The sequence below is a fragment of the Bradyrhizobium sp. TM233 genome, assembly GCF_036247965.1.
GTDB lineage: Bacteria > Pseudomonadota > Alphaproteobacteria > Rhizobiales > Xanthobacteraceae > Bradyrhizobium > Bradyrhizobium ottawaense.
In genome coordinates, this window is the sequence record NZ_BTIG01000004.1 from 409,015 (window position 1) to 426,769 (window position 17,755).

Below are 17,755 nucleotides of genomic sequence, written 5' to 3' on the forward strand. Positions count from 1 at the left end.
CATCTTGATTCCAAGTCGACTCAGCGGATGGCCCGGAAACAAGCCAAGGCGCACCCGGACCGTGAAAACCTGAGGTAGTCGATAGATTTAATCTAGCCTTTAGGTAGTTCCCGTGCAAAACTGCCCATTATTTTGCAAAGAGATATTTGGGAGCAATTTCATGCCCGCACTCGCCTTTGCCAACAACGACATCGCACTCGTAGCATGGACCTTTGACAAGCGATTGAAGGACTGTCTCGGCTTTGCCGTCTATCAGCGCGACCTCGGGACGAATATTGAAATCGCGCTGCCGGCGCTCGCGCGCTTTGCATCCCAGGACGTTGGGGCCCACCTGACCACGGCACAGGCCCCAATTCAGAAATTCTGGTGGAAGGACCTCTATGCACATCGGGGCCACAGCTATCGCTACCGCATCGTCGCCATGGGGGGGACGCCAGGAGAACTCACGCCGCTCGCGGATGTCGAAGAACTCACCAGCAACGACATCACGCTCACTCCGGACAGGCCGCCGTTCAAGGCCTATTTCAATCGCGGCATCGTGGCCTCCCAGTCGGTCATTCATGCCTTGGGCGACAAGGCCGACATCAATATCCTCAAGGGGCATATTACCAACCCTGCGGATACCTTGCGCGCGCGCCTGATGGGGCAGATCTTCGAGGGCGTCACCTCGCTGCTCGACCGCGCCGACGCGTCGAATGGCAAGATCAATGCCGCCTTGTATGAGCTCGACGATCCCAAGGGACTCGAGGTCCGCCTGCAGGCCGCCGACAAGGGCAAGCCGACAAGCCGGACCGTGATCCTCGGCAACGAATGGATCCACGACGATAAGACCAACGAGGACATCGAGGATGCGGATGCTGACAACCGCGCGGCCCTGAAGAAGGCCGGCGTTCCCGTCATAGACCGCATCGTCCAGAAGGGCCGCATCCCCCACAACAAGTTCATGGTGCTCACACAGGCAGACACGCCGACCGCCGTCTTGACCGGATCGACCAACTGGACCAGCAGCGGCCTCTGTACGCAGACCAACAACGCCCTGGTCATCGAGTCTGAACGCGTGGCGCAACGCTACTTCGAGTATTGGAACGAGTTGAAGAAGGACGTCGATCAGGCTTCAGGCAATCAGAAAGCGCTTCAAGGCGAGACGCTGCGAACCTGGGCTCACGACAACAACGCCAAACAGCCGATCACGCTGGAGGACGGCAAGACCAAGATCGAGCTCATGTTCTCGCCCAACACCGAGAAGCCGCTGACGAGCCCGCCCAAGGAGAAACCGAACGACGTCACGCGGATGTTCGAACTGGTCAATGGTGCCAAGCAAGCGGTGCTGTTTCTTGCCTTCGATCCCGGCAACAACTCGATTCTCGACGCCGCGGGCCAGGCACTCGCGAACAACCCGAACCTGTTTGTGCGCGGTGCCCTCACCAGCACGCAACGCGCCGGAAATTTCAACGACGCGCTGCATCGCGGCAACGAGTCGGAACACGGCGACGGCGAGGACATGCACGTCGCGGTTATCGGCGAAGCCGGCAAGCCGAAGAAGAAGGCGGCCAAGGGAGCTGCGAAGGCCAAGGGAAAGGCGAAGAAGAGCAGCGAACCCGACTACCGCGCGATTCCGGCGGGTTCGCTGACCAAGAACGATGCCTTCGGAGCCTGGGAGGGCGAGCTCTACAAATACGGCCACGCCATCATCCACAACAAGATCGTGGTCATCGATCCCTTCAGCGACAATTGCACCGTGATCACAGGGTCTCACAATCTCGGCTATCGGGCGTCGAGCAACAACGACGAGAACATGGTGATTGTCCGCGGCCATCGCGGCCTCGCGCAGGCCTATGCCTGTCATGTCCTCGACGTCTACGATCACTATGCGTGGCGCTACTGGCTGCACAAATACCCGGATCGGTTCGGCAAGCCTCTTCACGAGGACGACCACTGGCAGGACAATTACATCGACAACGCCTCTGAAAAATCACCGGAGCTCCGGTTCTGGCTGTCGTCGGCCAACAACGGAGTGGCGGAGCCCGCACCGGCTGGACACAAACCAACCGCGAAGAAGACGACTGCCAAGAAGACGACAGCGAAAAAGACCGCGAACAAGACGGCAAAGAAGAAAGCCGCGAAGAAGAAGGTCGCAAAGAAGAAAGCAACCTCAAAGAAGGCGACCAAAAAGAAGACCGCCAAGAAGACTGGCAAGAAAGCTGCTAAGAAAACGGCCAAGAAGAAGAAATCAGCCAAGAAAGCGTAACGCCCCTCGCCTCGGAGAGTTTGCGGGCCGGACAGGCAAGAGGCGTTCTCTGGCCTGAGCCCTACTCTCGCGTCGACTGCGCCTCGACCGCCTGCACGGCGACGCTCGCCACCTGCTGCAGCGCGTCGCGATCCGCGCCCGAGGATGCCATCACGCCCATGCCGACCGCGACCGCCGAGACGTAGCGCGCGAGTGCGGCGGGGTCGGCGCTTTCCTTGAGATCGCCCTCCGCCTTGGCGCGGATAAAACGGTCGCGGAGCTGGTCCTCGTTCTGGGCACGGCGGGCGGCGAGCTCGAAGGGAACGTTCTCGGAGCCGGTGCCGCAGGCGATGCCGCCCTGCACGAGCAGGCAGCCGGGCGGATTGGCCGGATCGGTCTGCTTCTCGGCGATGCCCATCAGCATCCGCTCGGCGACGTCGCGGGCGGTGGATGCGGCCACCACCTCGTCCATCCAGACGCCGCGCAGCTTGGTGTAGCGGTCGAGCGCAGCCTTCAGCAGGCCTTCCTTATTGCCGAAACAGGCATAGAGGCTGGGCGGATTGATGCCCATGGCCTCGGTCAGCTGGGCGATGGTGGCACCCTCATAACCATGGCGCCAAAACACTTCCATCGCCTGGTCCAACGCCGTTTCGGCGTCGAATTCGCGGGGACGTCCCATGCGCATGTGCCTGTCTCCTCGGAATCGGCGGCCCGTATCAGCCTAACCCCGCTTCCTATCTAATTGTTCTCGCTTTATTTTTCTTGTGTCTTCCAATCGTCGCGGTAAGCAGCTACAATTTTCTTAGTGAATGGTACATAAGTATCTTGCAGTGCGACATCCAGCTCCACATCTGTAGTGAACACTACATATCTGGAGCGCGCAAATGCCCCCCACCCAATATACCTCCCGCACCGGCCGTTTCCGCCGCCTTCTCGGCGGCGTTGCCATCGTCGGCGCCCTTGCCGTGGCTGGCGCAATCGCGACCGGCCACTATCTTCGCGCCGCCCAGGCAACCGCAACGGCCGCCGCGGCTGAACAGGCAGTGCCCGTCACCGTCGCCATGATCGAGCCGCGGCAGACCGCGCTGTGGGACGACTTCTCCGGCCGGTTGGAAGCCATCAATCGCGTCGAGCTCCGCCCCCGCGTTGCCGGTGCGATCCTCTCCACCAACTTCACCGAAGGCGCGCTGGTGAAGGCGGGCGACGTGCTGTTCAAGATCGATCCGGCGCCTTACGCCGCCGAGGTCGACAAGGCCAACGCCCAGCTCGAGGCCGCAAAGGCGCGCGTGGTATTCACCAACAGCGAGGTCGAACGCGGCGCGCAGCTGGTCGGCAACGCCGTCGTGACACGCCGCGATTTCGACCAGCGCGAGAACGCCAACCGCGAGGCGATCGCCAGCGTGAAGGCGGCCGAGGCGACGCTCCAGACGGCAAAGCTCAATCTCGACTACACCGAGGTGCGCGCGCCCGTGGACGGTCGCGTCGGCAAGATCGAGATCACCGTCGGCAATCTCGTCGCCGCCGGCACGGCCTCCCCGGTGCTGACCTCGCTGGTCTCGGTCAATCCGATCTATGCGTCCTTCGATGCGGACGAAGAGGTCGTGCTGCGCGCGCTGAACTCGATCGCCGACGCCAAGGGCGCGCGCGGAAAACTCGACCAGATCCCCGTGGAGATGGCGACCTCCGGCGGCCTCTCCGCAAAAGGCCACATCCAGCTCATCGACAACCAGGTCAACGGCCAGAGCGGCACCATCCGGGTGCGCGCGGTGTTCCAGAACGAGGACGGGCGCCTGATCCCCGGCCAGTTCGCCCGCGTGCGCATGGGCCAGCCGAAGCAACAGACACTGGTGATGATCGATGAGCGCGCGATCGGCACCGACCAGGACAAGAAGTTCGTGATGGCGGTCGGCGACGACAGCCGCGCGGTCTACCGTCCGGTCACGCTCGGCGGCGCCGTGGACGGGTTGCGCATCGTCACTGCGGGTCTGAAGCCCGGCGACCGCATCGTCGTGAACGGTCTGCAACGCGTGCGTCCCGGCGCCCTCCTCAAGACGGAGGTCGCGGCGATGGGCGCGCGAGGGCAGCAGGCGTCCAACCACAGCAACCAGGACGTGGTGCAACGCTAGTGCTGTCCGTCATCCCGAGGCGCGCGTAGCGCGAACCCGGGATCTCGAGCTTACGAAACTCCGATCACTCCACCTCTGGATTCCGGGTTCGCGCGCTACGCGCACGCCCCGGAATGACGGTGAGGCGATCGGAGATCGGGTTGATATTGCCCAGGGGCAAAGCCATGAATCTCTCGAAATTCTTCATCGATCGTCCGATTTTTGCCGGCGTGCTGTCGGTCCTGATTTTCCTCGCCGGCCTGATCTCGCTGTTCGCGATGCCGATCTCGGAATACCCGGACGTGGTACCGCCCTCCGTCGTGGTGCGCGCCACCTATCCCGGCGCCAATCCCAAGGTGATCGCGGAGACGGTGGCGACCCCGATCGAGGAGCAGATCAACGGCGTCGAGAACATGCTCTACATGTCGAGCCAGGCGACCACCGACGGCGCGATGACGCTGACGGTGACGTTCCGGCTCGGCACCGACCCTGATAAGGCGACGCAACTGGTGCAGAACCGCGTGCAGCAGGCCGAGCCGCGCCTGCCGGCCGTGGTGCGCCAGCTCGGCATCATCACCAAGAAGTCCTCGCCGAACCTGACCATGGTCGTCCATCTGCTCTCGCCGAACGGCCGCTACGACATGACGTATCTGCGCAACTATGCGGTGCTCAACGTCAAGGACCGGCTCGCGCGGATCGATGGCGTCGGCGACGTCCAGCTCTTCGGCGCCGGCGACTATTCGATGCGGGTGTGGGTCGATCCACAGAAGGCCGCCGAGCATGGCCTGACCGCAAGCGATATCGTCAAGGCGATCCAGGCCCAAAACGTCGAAGCCGCCGCGGGCGTGGTGGGGTCTTCCCCGAACGTGAAGGGCATCGACCTGCAGCTCTCGGTGAATGCCGAAGGACGCCTCGGCAACGAAGAGCAGTTCGGCGACATCGTGGTCAAGACCGGGACGCGCGGCGAAGTCGTACGCTTGCGCGACGTCGCACGGATCGAGCTCGGCGCGTCCGACTACGGTCTGCGTTCGCTGCTCGACAACAAGCAGGCGGTCGCTCTCCCGATCTCCCAAGCCCCCGGCTCCAACGCGCTGCAGATTTCCGACAGCGTCCGCGCCACCATGGCCGAGATCAAGAAGAACATGCCGGAGGGCGTGTCCTACCAGATTGTCTACGATCCCACGCAGTTCGTGCGTTCCTCGATCGAGGCGGTGGTCCACACGCTGCTGGAGGCGATCGCGCTGGTGGTGCTGGTTGTGATCCTGTTCCTGCAGACCTGGCGGGCATCGATCATCCCGCTGCTGGCGGTGCCGGTCTCGATCGTCGGGACGTTTGCCGTGATGCACGTGTTCGGCTTCTCCATCAACGCGCTCAGCCTATTCGGGCTCGTGCTCGCCATCGGCATCGTCGTCGACGACGCCATCGTCGTGGTCGAGAACGTCGAGCGCAACATCGAGGGCGGGCTGTCGCCGCGCGACGCCACCTATCAGGCGATGCGCGAGGTCTCGGGCCCGATCATCGCGATCGCCATGGTGCTGATCGCGGTGTTCGTGCCGCTCGCCTTCATCTCCGGCCTCACCGGACAGTTCTACAAGCAGTTCGCGCTGACGATCGCGATCTCGACCGTGATCTCGGCCGTCAACTCGCTGACCCTGTCGCCTGCGCTGTCCGCCTTGCTGCTCAAGGGCCACAACGAGCCGAAAGACCGGCTGACGATCATCATGGAAAAGGGCCTCGGCTGGTTCTTCCGCGGCTTCAACAGGGCGTTCGCACGTTCCTCGGAGAACTACAGCGGCACCGTGACTAAGGTGATTTCGGGCAAGGCCGCCGTCATGGGTCTCTATATCGTACTGGTCGGCCTCACGGCATTCTTGTTCCAGCAGGTGCCGAGCGGCTTCGTACCGGGCCAGGACAAGCAATACCTCGTCGGCTTCGCGCGCCTGCCCGACGGCGCGACGCTCGACCGTAGCGAAGAGGTGATCCGCAAGATGAGCGACATCGCGCTGACCCAGCCCGGTGTCGAGAGTTCGGTGGCATTCCCCGGCCTGTCGATCTCCGGTTTCACCAACTCGTCCAATGCCGGCATCGTGTTCTCGACGCTGAAACCGTTCGATGAACGCAAGGGCGCGGACATGAGCGGGAACGCCATTGCGGCCGAGCTGAACAAGAAATATGCCGGCATCCAGGAAGCCTTCATCGCCATGTTCCCGCCGCCGCCGGTCGAAGGCCTTGGCACCATCGGCGGCTTCAAGCTGCAGATCGAGGATCGCGCCGGTCTCGGCTACGAGGCGCTGAACGAGGCGACGAACGCGTTCATGGCGGCGATGCAGAAGGCGCCGGAGATCGCCGGGGCGTTCTCCAGCTTCCAGGTCAACGTACCCCAGCTGTTCGCCGACATCGACCGCACCAAGGCACTGCAGCTTGGCGTGCCCGTGACTGAAGTCTTCAACACGCTCCAGATCTACCTGGGCTCCTACTACGTCAACGACTTCAACAAGTTTGGCCGCACCTATTCGGTCCGGGTTCAGGCCGATGCGCCGTTCCGCGCCCGTGCCGACGACATCAGACAATTGAAGGTGCGCTCGTTCTCCGGTGACATGGTGCCGTTGTCGGCGCTGCTCACGATCCGCCAGAGCGCGGGACCGGAGCGCGCGATCCGCTACAACGGATTCTTGTCGTCCGACATCAACGCGGCAGCGGCGCCCGGCTTCTCGTCCGGTCAGGCGCAGGAGGCTGCGACACGGATTGCTGCGGAGACGTTGCCGCCCGGCTTTGCCTTCGAATGGACCGATCTGACCTATCAGGAGTTCATCGCCGGCAATTCCGGCATCTGGGTATTCCCGCTCGCGATCCTCCTGGTGTTCCTGGTGCTGGCCGCGCTTTATGAGAGCCTGACACTGCCGCTCTCGATCATCATGATCGTGCCGATGGGCCTGCTCGCTGCGATGTTCGGAGTCTGGATCTCCAAGGGCGACAACAACGTCTTCACCCAGATCGGCCTGATCGTGCTCGTCGGACTCTCGGCCAAGAACGCGATCCTGATCGTCGAATTCGCGCGCGAGCTCGAATTCGCCGGACGCACGCCGATCCGGGCCGCGATCGAGGCGAGCCGGCTGCGGCTGCGCCCGATCCTGATGACCTCGATGGCGTTCATCATGGGCGTGCTGCCGCTGGTGCTCTCGACCGGAGCCGGCTCGGAGATGCGGCGCGCCATGGGCGTCGCCGTGTTCTCAGGCATGATCGGCGTCACCGTTTTCGGCCTGTTCCTGACACCGGTCTTCTATGTGCTGCTGCGGACCGTCACGGGCAACAAGCCGCTGGTGCATCACGGCAGCGACATCAGCGCTGCGCCGATCCAGGGTTCAATCACGAATCCTGGACACTAGACCAGGGAGATCCCCGAGATCAGCAACAGGACGAGCACGGTCTTGCGAAAGACCGTCTCGTTGACGCGGTGAAAGGCGATCACGCCGAGCGCGGAACCGGCGAACAGCGCCGGCAGGCTGACCGCGAGATCGACGAAGACTTTCGAAGACAGGTCCTGGTGTCCGACCAGCAGAACGATCGCGAAGATCTGCATCGCGGCGATGAAAGGCTGCACCAGCCCGCGCTGCTCGCTCTTGGGCATGCCGCGCATGTCGCACCAGATCGTCGGGATTGCGCCCGGCATCGCCGTCAGCCCGCCGACGAGCCCTCCTCCGAATCCGATCAGCGCGACCCAGTGCCGGCCGACCGCCTCGCCGGCGGTCACCAGCGTCGGGCGCAGCAGCATATAGGCCGCATAGAGCGCGACGATGATACCGAAGCCGCGCCTGAGCAGATGCGTGTCCGCGCTCTGCAACAGCGACACCGCGATGGGCACACCGATCAATCCACCGACGATCAGCAGCAGACTGCCCTCCCAGCGAATGCTGCGCCGGAGCGCCCACAGATTGGTCGCCTGCACGCCGATGCTGCACGCCATCATCAGCGGCACGGCTTCGAGCGGCTGAAACACCCGCAGCAGGATCGCGCCCGCGACGGCCGAAAACGCGAAACCCGAGAGCCCAGAAACGAAGGCACCGGCGAAGACGGCAACGCTAAGCAGAATCAGAGTCGTGACATCAGGCACGGACCGTCCTCCGGTCAATCGTAGGGAATCTGCGGAACGGCAGCATCCGGGCTCTCGGTGCAGGCGGCCGCCTCGCGCGGAAACGACACGTGCATCGCGTGAGCGTGGGATCGTTCAAGAAGCGCCAGCCCGACCAGCTGAAGAGCGACGAGCGCCGCGGTCAGCGCGATCGCGACCACGTTGAAATTACGCGCGCTCGTAGGCGGGTTGGTCGGCGGCGCGCTCGCGCGCATCAGATCCGTGGGCATTTCCTGAAATATCCTCTTGCTTGCTGACCGGAATGATCTCGTTCAAGGGCAATGTGTCGCCGGGCTGGGCCAGCAAGTGGTGATAACGCTGCAATGCGCGCCGGGCCTCGATCTTGCGTTGCTCACGGAACACGGCGCCGACGCGAGCGACGATGTCGCGGAACTTGTCGACCATGGCAAGTGACGTCCTTCGCATGACGATCTCCTCTCAACCTGCGCGAGAGAATGGTGAGATTCACCCCAGCCTGCTGTGAGTTGCTTCACAAAGAAGTCTGATACGTCGAACAAGAAATCGTGTGACGTGTCTGTAGAAGAGAACGCAAAAAATCGCGTCATTCGATCGAATGACGCGCGATAACTTTCAAATGATGTCTCTGTTTGAACCTGTCCGCGTGCTGCAGCGAAGAGTCACGCGACGCGCGTGCGCGTCAGTGCAGAAGCGGATTGGAGAATCCCGCTGCAAGCTTGACGAGATCGGCCTGACGGGACACGCCGGTCTTGGCGAAGACGCGATGAAGATGCGTCTTCACCGTCGTCTCGGCGATCCCCAATGCGACCGCGGTCTCCGGCACACCGCCGACCTCGACGATCGATTGCAGAACCCTGAGTTCCGCCGGCGTCAGCTCGAACGTGCGGTCGATCAGGTCGGCACATGAGCGGCTGTCGAGTTCCGCCTTCCAGACAAGCAAGGCCCCGACGGCTGATGTGCGCTCGGTCGCGCCATCGCGCAGCAGCGAGGGCAACGCAATCACATGCGCGACGTAGTGCGAGCCGTCATGCGACGTCAGAGGGATCTTTCGACCGTCGGCCGCAGCGACCGCCACCTCGCCCGGATCGCGGAAGATATTGCGCAGGGCCAGATTGGCTTCGGAGGATCTCGTCACCAGCCGGCCCGAGATCGAGCGCAGGACGTCGTCGGCGGCCAAGATCGTTTCGGCCGCCGGATTGCTGTGGACGATCTGGCAGGCTGCATCGAGCAGGATGACGCCGGCATTCAGGCGGTCGACGACGTCGGCCAGCGCGCTCGCGCGCTGCTGCTTCCGCTCGATCGCGCGGTTGATCATGAGCGCGCGGCTCGCATGCGGGACCAGGAACTTCATGCGCGCGCGCTGCTCGGCGTCGAGCATCTCCCTGCCCGGGATGACCGTCAGCAACATCGGGCACGGCGACTTCGACTGCTCCAGCACCACGTTGGCGACGTCGATGCAGCCCTGCGGGCGCAGCCATTCCTGATAGAAGCGCCCGCGGCGGTACTCGTCGAAATTCACGAGATCCGGAATGTTGCGCACCTCGCCATACCCAGGAAGCCGGGCGAGCGGATCGTACCGGGAGTAGGTCTCGGAATAGAGCTGGATGTAGCGCGGATCGACTCCGCAGTAATAATGGGTAGCCCCCGATTTGCTGACCGTATCCTTCGAAATCAGGCCGCAGGCCTGGCTGCCGATGAACGCATTGAGCATGACGACGACGTCGCTCCACAACTCAGGGTGGAGTCCCGCATCATAGATGCTCTCGATCAGCTCGGAATGTCGTGGAGGTCGGAGCATCGAAAGAGCCAATGGTCAAATTCGGAGATTTGCGGAACGATCTTCGTGCCCGGCGGCTCCTGTGAGTCTGTCGCGGGAGAAAAAGGTTCAACGTCGGCGGCGATTTGTCAGTGGACGAGCGGGTTGGCAAATCCCGCCGCGAGCTTGACCAGATCGGCCTGCCGGGACACGTCGGTCTTGGCGAAGACACGATGCAGATGCGTTTTCACGGTCGTCTCCGCGATACCGAGCGTAGCCGCCGTCTCCGGGACGCCGCCGACTTCGACGATCGACAGGAACACGCGGAGCTCCGCCGGCGTCAGCTCGAAAGCCCGCGCGATCAATTCGCCGCAGGATTGTCCACCGAGCGACACCTTGCGCACAAGCAGCGCACCGGCCGCATCGACCACGCGCTCGCTGCCGTTGCGCAGCAAGGACGACAACGGCAGCACGTGAGCGACGTAGCGCTCACCGGTGGCGGACAATAGCGGAATCGCATGGCCGCCTGCGGCAAGCACTGTACCGTCACGGTGGCCCGCAAACGCCCTGCGTAGCGTCTGATTGGCCTCAGTGCTGCTGGTCACGAGTTGCCCGGCAACGGACCGCACCAAATCATCGGCCGCGAGCAGGTCCTGACCGGCCGAATTCGCATGCACCAGGCGGCAGAAGCCGTCGACCAGAAAGATCCCGACCGTCAAACTGTCGAGGACATCAGCCAGCGCCGTCGCCAGCGTCAGTTGCGCGGTCATGGCGCGGTTGATCAGCAGCGCGCGGCTGGCGTGCGGCACGAGCAGCGAGAGGCGCTGCTTCATGCGCCGATCGACCATGCGGCGGCCCGACAGCACGGTCATCATCACCGGGCAGTTCGCATTCGACATCTCGAGCACGACATTGGCCGCATCGCTGCACCCCTGCGGCTCCATCCATTCCTGGTAGAAGCGCCCGCGCCGGTACTCATCGAAATGGACGAGATCCGGAATGCTCACAATCCGGCCGTGTGGCGGCAGGACCGTCAGCGGATCGAACTTCGAATGGGTCTCGGCATAGAGCTGGATGTAGTGCGGGTCCGCTCCGCAATAATAATGCGTGACACCGGATTTGCTGATCGAATCCTTCGAGAACAGCCCGCAGGCCTGGCCGCCGACAAAATCCCGGATGCCGGCCACCACGTTGTTCCACAGCGAGGGATCGAGCCCGGCATCGTAGATGGACTCGACGAGATCTGGCAGCTTTCGCGATCCGTGCATGGCTCAAAATGGCACTGAATGATCAATGCCGGGAGCCTAACATAACCGCAGCATGCCGCATCCTCCGATCGGAGGAGGAGGCGCCGGCCGGGCGGATGGTGCCCGGCCGGCGGCATCGCATTCAAGCCGCCAGGGCTGATGCCGGCTCAGAACGCGACGCGAACGCCGCCCTTCGCCGTGCCGGTGCGGCTCTGGTCGGACATCATCATGCCTTCGACCGCGCCGAACACCGACACGTTGGCCCCGGTGCGGTAGTCGAAGCCGAGACCGGCCACCGCGCCGACGGTGCTGCGGCTGCCGGGCGTCACGAAGGACAGGTTTTGCCCAAGCAGCACCGTGTTGATGCTGGTGTCGCCGACCCGCTGGAGCGCGATGACGCCGCCATGGATATTGGCCTTGAGTTCGCCGCCGCCAAAGCTAGTCACCCGCGAGAGATCGACCTCGCCGCGCTCCTCGAAGTCCTGCAGCGTGCGGCCGCCGACCGACAGCCCTTGCGCCGAACCGGTCTCGCTGTAGCCGTCGAACCGGCCCGCGACATAGCGCAGCCGCGCCGTCGGCGTCAGCACATAGCCGTCGCCGACGTTGAGCCTGTAGCCGTAGGCGACTTCCGGGCTGACGTACCACCCGCTGTAATTCGCCGTCGCCGTCTCCATGCCGCCGACAGCGGCGTTGTTCAGCACCAGCCGACGCGATTTGTTATCGGCGTTACCGCCCTGGATCGTGAAGTCGAAGAACTGCGAAGCCCATTCGAACCGGCTGTAAGCGCCCGCGAATACGTAATTGGTGTCGACCGATTGCGAGTTGAGATCGACCGAGAGACCGCCCTGCCCGCCGCCGAGGAAGGCGCCGACCAGCCAGTCCGGCTGCAGCTTGCGGTCGATGCCGATCGCCCCGCCCCAGGCCGTCGAGGTCGCGCGCAGCGTGGACGTGGTCTCGTCCTGGATGCGCTGGCCGCCAAAGCTGTTGGCCCAGACTGTGATCGGCGCTGGATCGGTCCACAGGCTGCGCGGTGCCTTGGTGAAGGGACCGGCCTGCGCCGTCTCCGGTGCGTAGGCCATCGCCATCATGTTGCTGCCGGCCGGCCCGGCGCCGCCGCTCAGGCGGCTCTGCACCAGCGAGGAGACGCCGCCGGTGAAATCCATCAGCGAGCGGTCGGTCTGCGCCAGCGCGGTGGGGTCGAGGGTGGCGAGCGTGGTGCCGGAGACGACCGATGGGCCGTTGAAGCTGCCGCCGGAGATGTTCGTATTGATAGTTCCCTCGAAGTTGACGAAGGTCGGCAGATTGATCGTCGTCAGCGAAGACACCTTGCTGCTCATCGGCGACAGGTTGACGTTGACGACGTCCGCACCGAAGCCGAAATCGACCACGCCGTTGATCTTCGAGCCCGACAGCAGCGTCAGCGTGTCGGCCGCGCCCGACAGCTTGATCGCCGTCCCACCGGTACCCGTGATCGTGCCAGAATTTGTGATGTTGGCGACGTCGTGCGAAAGGATGCCGATTGCGCCCGTGATCAACCCGCTATTGGTGGCGTTGACGAAATTGCCGTTTACCGCAAGGCCGCCCGTTGGATCTGTGGCCCGGACCGTGCCCAAATTGACGAGGTTCACCGTCCCCGCTGATGCTATCCCGCCGCCGCCGGAGATCATGCCAGAGGTCGCGTTTGCTACGGTGAGCGCTGCGTCCGACGCGGCGAGATGAGATATCGCCAGCCCGTCTGCAATGATGCTCCCGGAATTGAGGATCGATCCTGCTGTCCCAACCTGAATCCCGTATGACCCGCCGGTCCCCCGGATTGTTCCGGAATTGTCCAGATCGAGCGCCCGCACCGTCGCTATCGCGAACGCAGAATTTGCTCCCGCAATCACCCCCGAATTCCTGATCGTGGCACCGCTTGCCAATATTCCGAGAACGTCGCCTGAGATCGTGCCTGAATTCGAAACCGAAATGTCGTGCGTGACGTTGACAGCCTGCGACCCCAGGATCTCGCCCGCGTTTACGATCGTTCCGTGGTCTGCCTGGATTCCTATTCCACTGGGATCGGTCGCACTGACCCGTCCCGTATTGGTCACATCCACGGTCCCATTAGAGCGGATGCCCGCCACGACGCCGGTGATCACGCCGCTGTTGCGAACCGTTGCGCTGTCGCCGGCAAAGATCCCGATGCCGTCGCTTGCCGTTCCGGTGATGGCGCCGGCATTATCGACGACGGCAGAGTTGAGGGCGAAGACTGCTTTGCCGCCCCTCACGTTACCGTCGGCAAGGTTGGTGAGGATCACGCTCCCTGCCTCGATCCCGCCCGAGCCGCCGGCAATGGTTCCAGAGTTGACTACGGTTGCAGTCTTGTCGGCGACGATGGCCAAGGACGTGGCAAGGATCGAGCCCGCGTTGGTGACCGTTGCGTTACCCTTCTCCATCGCCTTGTCGACAGCGGCGAGGACGCCGTCGCCGTTGGAGGAAATCGTACCAGTGACGGTGTTGATCAAGACGACGTCCCCGGCCCGGATTGCGGTGCTGCCCGCCTTGATCCGCCCGCTGTTGGCGACCTTTGCGTCTATTGCAGCGAGAATAGCCGTGGAATTCGCAGTGGTGCCCTCAATTGAGCCGCCGCTCTCATTTGTCACGTCGACCGATCGAAATCCCGATCTGATCGCTCCAAGGGCTCCCGTAATCGCCCCGCTATTGCTTTTGACTGTAACCTGGGTGTTCCCATCGATGGCAGTTCCGTTCGCAGAAAGAGATTGAATAAAGCCTTGATTCGTGACCGCCAGTGCCCCCGTACTACGAATAGCCACACTGTCGGCAGCCACGATTCCGAAGTTGATAACCTCGTTTCTGTCGTTGTTTCCTCCGTCGATCCCGATTCCGCCGACTGCCGTCTCGGTGATGAAGCCCTCGTTGCGAATGTGAAGCTCAAACCCTCCTATTGCGGCAGAGCCATTTCCATCAGCAGTAATGATCGATGCAGATCCGACGTTGCTGATGAAGGCGCTGCGACTCGAAAGAACGCCAAAGGAGACGCCCTTGATCATGCCCGAATTATTGACCGTTCCGGTCTCGAATATAAGTCCTTCGCGCGTGCCGGTCAGGGTCGCTCCCGAGCCGATGTTGTAGGTGTCGCCAACGTCAGTCACAGTGCCGTAGCCATCCAGTCCGTTCGCATTCGTCGTCGTGCCGGTGCAGTTCACAGTCGTGTTGTTGACTGGGGAGGAGGGCGTGCACGCTGCCTCGGCCCGGCCTCCCGCGAGGATCGGCATGACCAGCACTGCCGGCGCGAGAAAGCGTATCGATCGCCGCACAGAACGCCGCGCCATGTCACCCAGAACCGTCTCGTTCATTGTCGTCATTCCCCATCGACGCTCACGCGTGAAATCCGTGCAGGCATGGCCCGCCCGCCTCCTCCGATCGAAGGGGACGGACGCGAACATTTGAATTACTTAGCGCCAAGGTAGATTTAGCCGACCCGTCCGACTTGGACGGAAACGACCGCGTTTCAGCCCAGAACGAACCGAATGCGGTTCACGCCGAACTGGTGCAGAGTTGCTACACCGAGCGGAGCTCACGCCTGGTCCCAACCGACCTTCTCCGCATTCTCCGCCCAGACCGGCGCGCGATAGATTTCGCGCCCGCTGTTGTCCCTGACGCGGATCCAGGCGTCGCGGTCGCGCAGATCGTCACGCCAGACGAACAGATGGTTTGCCATCTCGTTGGCCACCACGAATGTCGCTTCCGCACATTCGAACACCATACCGCCCGGGTCGATCTTCACGATGTTGCCGACCAGGAGGTCGAAAAAGAAACGGCGCATTCAATACTCCGGCTGCGGATGCCGCACGCAACGCATGGGTCATGGTTTCGCAATCAAGGATCACGTCAGATCCCTGTCTGCTGATTGAAATCGGCAGATGGCTGGAATTCAGTCGCGTGCGGTCACGACATCTCGCCGCTTCTGATGTCACTCGGCGTCGCGTTGTAGGTGCGCCGGAAGCAGCGGTTGAAATAAGAGAGATCGCCGAAGCCGACATCGTAGGCGATCGAGCTCACCGTTCGCTCGGCATATCCGGGTTCCCGCAGCATGCGATGCGCGCGCTTGACGCGTTGCTCGATCAGGAATGATGAGAACGTCTTGCCGTCGGCCTCGAACAGGCGCTGGAGATAGCGCGGCGTCACGCCGAGCTCCTGGGCAACCGAGGCCACCGACAGATCCTGCCGCCAGCAATTGTTGGCGATGGAGACTTTCGCCTTCTGGAGCCGCGCCGCCTTGACGCCGCGCCGTCCGGCCAGCTCCCGCGCTTCACCGGTGGCACCGAGGACGAGCGCCAGCAGATCGTGCAGATGCCCGACCCCGAGCTGCCGCAGCGCGGGCGCCACGAACGCCTTCTCCCGCACCAGCGTTACCGCGTAGTCGACCAGCAGCCTCAGTCCGGCGGAGCTTTCCGGCATGACGCGCATCACGGCATCGTCGACGTCCACGATCATCGGCGCCAGCACGCGCCTCGGCACGCGCAGCGAGAAGCAGCTTCCCAGCGACATTCGCTCGAACGTCGTGACGTCCTCCGCGCTCGTCAGCACCGCCTCTCCTGCATGAAGCCTCAGATCGTGTCCCCGCTCGGATATGCCGAGAACACCGGACCTGTTCACGATCAGGGCGAGGCTGTCGTCGCCATCGGCTACCAGCTGCTTGGTGCGAATGACCCGCGCTCCGCACAGGCCCCCGATCAGCAACTGGGCTTCCGGCAACACGTGAGACGTGAAGCTCGCCGCGGCCGGCTTTCCTTCCCTTGCCTCGACCTCCGCCTTCAACACCCCGCGGCAATAGAAATCGCGAAGCAGCGGGATGCGCTCGTTTTCGGGAATTTCGTTCGTTGAAACGTTGATAACGGAAAAATCAATCATGCTGCCCACTGCAATTTCTCCAGCCGACGAGCAGACCCGGCCACACGCTGTCGTTTCCTCACACGCGCGTTCGATGCCGTTGTGGCAAGCTTCGCGGCGCTCGCTGCTCTTCAATTATGAGAAGCGCGATATACGAAAGTCTCGAATGACTCGCGTCCTGCATTCGGATGACCCGCGAACTCAAATCATCACAATGGATTGAAAGCGCAGCACGTCACATCAAGGCATGTGAAATGAATCACGCGGCGCCGTCATCGCCGTTCGTTCGCCGCGCGAACGGCACGGCAAAGCCGGCGGCGATCTTCACCAGATCGGCCTGCCTGCCGGCACCCGTCTTCTCGAACAGGCGGCCGAGATGCGTCTTCACCGTCGTCTCGGCGATGCCGAGCTTTGCGGCGATGTCGGGAACACCGCCGATCTCGATAATTGCCATGAGCACGCGCAGTTCGGACGGCGTCAGTCTGAAGGCTGCTGCGATCGCATCGGCCGCGAGCAACGGCAGCATGGAAGCTCTTTGAACGAAGAGCATCGTGGCTGCAATGTCCCGCGGCAGGCTGCGATCCCGCTTCAGCGGAACGGCATGGAGCAGATAATGCTGCCCATCGGCCGACGTCGCAAGTTCGATCTGACGACGAGCGGCGGAATGTGTGCTTTCATCGAATTCGCAAAGGCCGCGGAATATTTTGTCGGTCTGGGTGTTGCGGGCCACGATCCGGTCGCCGACCATCGCAAGCAGATTGGCATCGGCGAACAACTGGCGGCATGCCGCATTGGCATGGACGACCCGGCCGTCCGCGTCGAGCAGGCAGATCGCCGTGTTCAATCCGTCGAGGACGTCGGCGAGGTCGTCCACCGTGTGGGAGCGTGCCCTGATCTGCCGGCCCATGATCTGCGACCGATGGATGTGCGGAGCGAGCAGCCGCATTCGTTCGCGCATCGCCTCGTCGACGGTTCCGCGGGAGCGATGGCGCAACACCTGCAGGATCGTGGTGCGCGCGGCCGTCTTCTCGAGCGCGACCGTCGCAAGATCTATCGCGCCCTGAGGTTCCACCCACTCGCGATGGAAGCTCGTCTCGAGAAAATCCGCATGGGACATGATGTCGGTCACGCCGATCGTCTGTTCGGGCGCGAGGGTGAGATGACGGTCGAGCAGAGGGTCGAGCTCCACATACCGGTCGCGATAGAGCTGACGAAAGCGGGCGTCGGTTCCAAAATGCTGGTGAATCTCGATCGAAAGCCGCGCTGAATCCCTGGACAGGATCATCGCGGCGCAACCACCGACGAACTGCGAAACCTGTTCCAACGCGCCGCTGCGCAACGCGGGATCAACCGCCGCGTCGTAGATCTCGCCGATGAGGGACGAGAACCGATTTGCCTGATGGGTCGTCATCGGACGGA

At 63.0% G+C, this 17,755-nt stretch carries 13 protein-coding genes; 3 read left to right on the top strand and 10 right to left on the bottom strand.

Features of this window, described 5'->3' with window-relative positions:
- The first annotated feature begins 160 nt into the window (after positions 1–160).
- A complete protein-coding gene (locus AABA86_RS13120; RefSeq protein WP_338307097.1) occupies positions 161–2,248 on the top strand; it encodes a phospholipase D-like domain-containing protein in 2,088 nt (695 codons plus the stop codon).
- Positions 2,249–2,309: 61 nt separating this feature from the next.
- On the opposite strand, the gene AABA86_RS13125 is transcribed toward AABA86_RS13120, so the two are convergent.
- Positions 2,310–2,912 (bottom strand): TetR/AcrR family transcriptional regulator, encoded by a 603-nt coding sequence (locus AABA86_RS13125; protein ID WP_212246550.1) that lies wholly within the window; start codon positions 2,910–2,912, stop codon positions 2,310–2,312.
- A gap of 199 nt (positions 2,913–3,111) precedes the next feature.
- Here AABA86_RS13125 and AABA86_RS13130 point away from each other — a divergent pair, with 199 nt between their 5' ends.
- Positions 3,112–4,353, top strand: a complete 1,242-nt coding sequence (locus tag AABA86_RS13130; RefSeq protein WP_212246551.1) for an efflux RND transporter periplasmic adaptor subunit — start codon at positions 3,112–3,114, stop codon at positions 4,351–4,353.
- Positions 4,354–4,517: 164 nt separating this feature from the next.
- Positions 4,518–7,718 carry an efflux RND transporter permease subunit gene (locus tag AABA86_RS13135; RefSeq protein WP_338307100.1) on the top strand — a complete coding sequence of 1,067 codons (3,201 nt, stop codon included), beginning with the start codon at positions 4,518–4,520 and terminating at the stop codon, positions 7,716–7,718.
- Here AABA86_RS13135 and AABA86_RS13140 read toward each other — a convergent pair.
- The 9 genes from AABA86_RS13140 to AABA86_RS13180 form a co-directional block, all read right to left on the bottom strand.
- Positions 7,715–8,443, bottom strand: a complete 729-nt coding sequence (locus AABA86_RS13140; protein ID WP_338307102.1) for a sulfite exporter TauE/SafE family protein — start codon at positions 8,441–8,443, stop codon at positions 7,715–7,717. The genes AABA86_RS13135 and AABA86_RS13140 overlap by 4 nt on opposite strands.
- Positions 8,444–8,457: 14 nt before the next feature.
- A complete protein-coding gene (locus tag AABA86_RS13145) occupies positions 8,458–8,691 on the bottom strand; it encodes a hypothetical protein (RefSeq protein WP_212246567.1) in 234 nt (77 codons plus the stop codon).
- On the bottom strand, positions 8,630–8,866 hold the full coding sequence (locus AABA86_RS13150) for a hypothetical protein (protein ID WP_338307105.1): 237 nt from the start codon (positions 8,864–8,866) through the stop codon (positions 8,630–8,632). Before AABA86_RS13150 ends, AABA86_RS13145 begins: the two co-directional genes overlap by 62 nt.
- Before the next feature lie 253 nt (positions 8,867–9,119).
- The gene (locus tag AABA86_RS13155; protein ID WP_338307107.1) at positions 9,120–10,238 is read right to left on the bottom strand and encodes a helix-turn-helix transcriptional regulator; all 1,119 of its coding nucleotides are present in this window, start codon (positions 10,236–10,238) and stop codon (positions 9,120–9,122) included.
- 107 nt (positions 10,239–10,345) lie between these two features.
- Entirely contained in the window at positions 10,346–11,464 is a 1,119-nt protein-coding gene (locus AABA86_RS13160; protein ID WP_338307109.1) for a helix-turn-helix transcriptional regulator, read from the bottom strand.
- A gap of 146 nt (positions 11,465–11,610) precedes the next feature.
- Entirely contained in the window at positions 11,611–14,799 is a 3,189-nt protein-coding gene (locus tag AABA86_RS13165; RefSeq protein WP_338307111.1) for an autotransporter family protein, read from the bottom strand.
- 221 nt (positions 14,800–15,020) lie between these two features.
- Positions 15,021–15,269, bottom strand: a complete 249-nt coding sequence (locus tag AABA86_RS13170) for a DUF6894 family protein (protein WP_212246576.1) — start codon at positions 15,267–15,269, stop codon at positions 15,021–15,023.
- Positions 15,270–15,391: 122 nt separating this feature from the next.
- Positions 15,392–16,357 (bottom strand): helix-turn-helix transcriptional regulator, encoded by a 966-nt coding sequence (locus AABA86_RS13175; RefSeq protein WP_212246583.1) that lies wholly within the window; start codon positions 16,355–16,357, stop codon positions 15,392–15,394.
- Positions 16,358–16,595: 238 nt separating this feature from the next.
- Positions 16,596–17,747 (bottom strand): helix-turn-helix transcriptional regulator, encoded by a 1,152-nt coding sequence (locus AABA86_RS13180; RefSeq protein ID WP_212246585.1) that lies wholly within the window; start codon positions 17,745–17,747, stop codon positions 16,596–16,598.
- Between the last annotated feature and the right edge of the window lie 8 nt (positions 17,748–17,755).

Excerpts from the sequence above, each read along its gene's own strand:
- AABA86_RS13150 (WP_338307105.1), bottom strand. The coding sequence starts at position 8,866 with ATGGTCGACAAGTTCCGCGACATCGTCGCTCGCGTCGGCGCCGTGTTC.
- AABA86_RS13165 (WP_338307111.1), bottom strand. The coding sequence starts at position 14,799 with ATGAACGAGACGGTTCTGGGTGACATGGCGCGGCGTTCTGTGCGGCGA.
- AABA86_RS13170 (WP_212246576.1), bottom strand. The coding sequence starts at position 15,269 with ATGCGCCGTTTCTTTTTCGACCTCCTGGTCGGCAACATCGTGAAGATC.
- AABA86_RS13120 (WP_338307097.1), top strand. The coding sequence starts at position 161 with ATGCCCGCACTCGCCTTTGCCAACAACGACATCGCACTCGTAGCATGG.
- AABA86_RS13155 (WP_338307107.1), bottom strand. The coding sequence starts at position 10,238 with ATGCTCCGACCTCCACGACATTCCGAGCTGATCGAGAGCATCTATGAT.
- AABA86_RS13135 (WP_338307100.1), top strand. The coding sequence starts at position 4,518 with ATGAATCTCTCGAAATTCTTCATCGATCGTCCGATTTTTGCCGGCGTG.
- AABA86_RS13175 (WP_212246583.1), bottom strand. The coding sequence starts at position 16,357 with ATGATTGATTTTTCCGTTATCAACGTTTCAACGAACGAAATTCCCGAA.
- AABA86_RS13125 (WP_212246550.1), bottom strand. The coding sequence starts at position 2,912 with ATGCGCATGGGACGTCCCCGCGAATTCGACGCCGAAACGGCGTTGGAC.
- AABA86_RS13180 (WP_212246585.1), bottom strand. The coding sequence starts at position 17,747 with ATGACGACCCATCAGGCAAATCGGTTCTCGTCCCTCATCGGCGAGATC.
- AABA86_RS13160 (WP_338307109.1), bottom strand. The coding sequence starts at position 11,464 with ATGCACGGATCGCGAAAGCTGCCAGATCTCGTCGAGTCCATCTACGAT.
- AABA86_RS13130 (WP_212246551.1), top strand. The coding sequence starts at position 3,112 with ATGCCCCCCACCCAATATACCTCCCGCACCGGCCGTTTCCGCCGCCTT.
- AABA86_RS13145 (WP_212246567.1), bottom strand. The coding sequence starts at position 8,691 with ATGCCCACGGATCTGATGCGCGCGAGCGCGCCGCCGACCAACCCGCCT.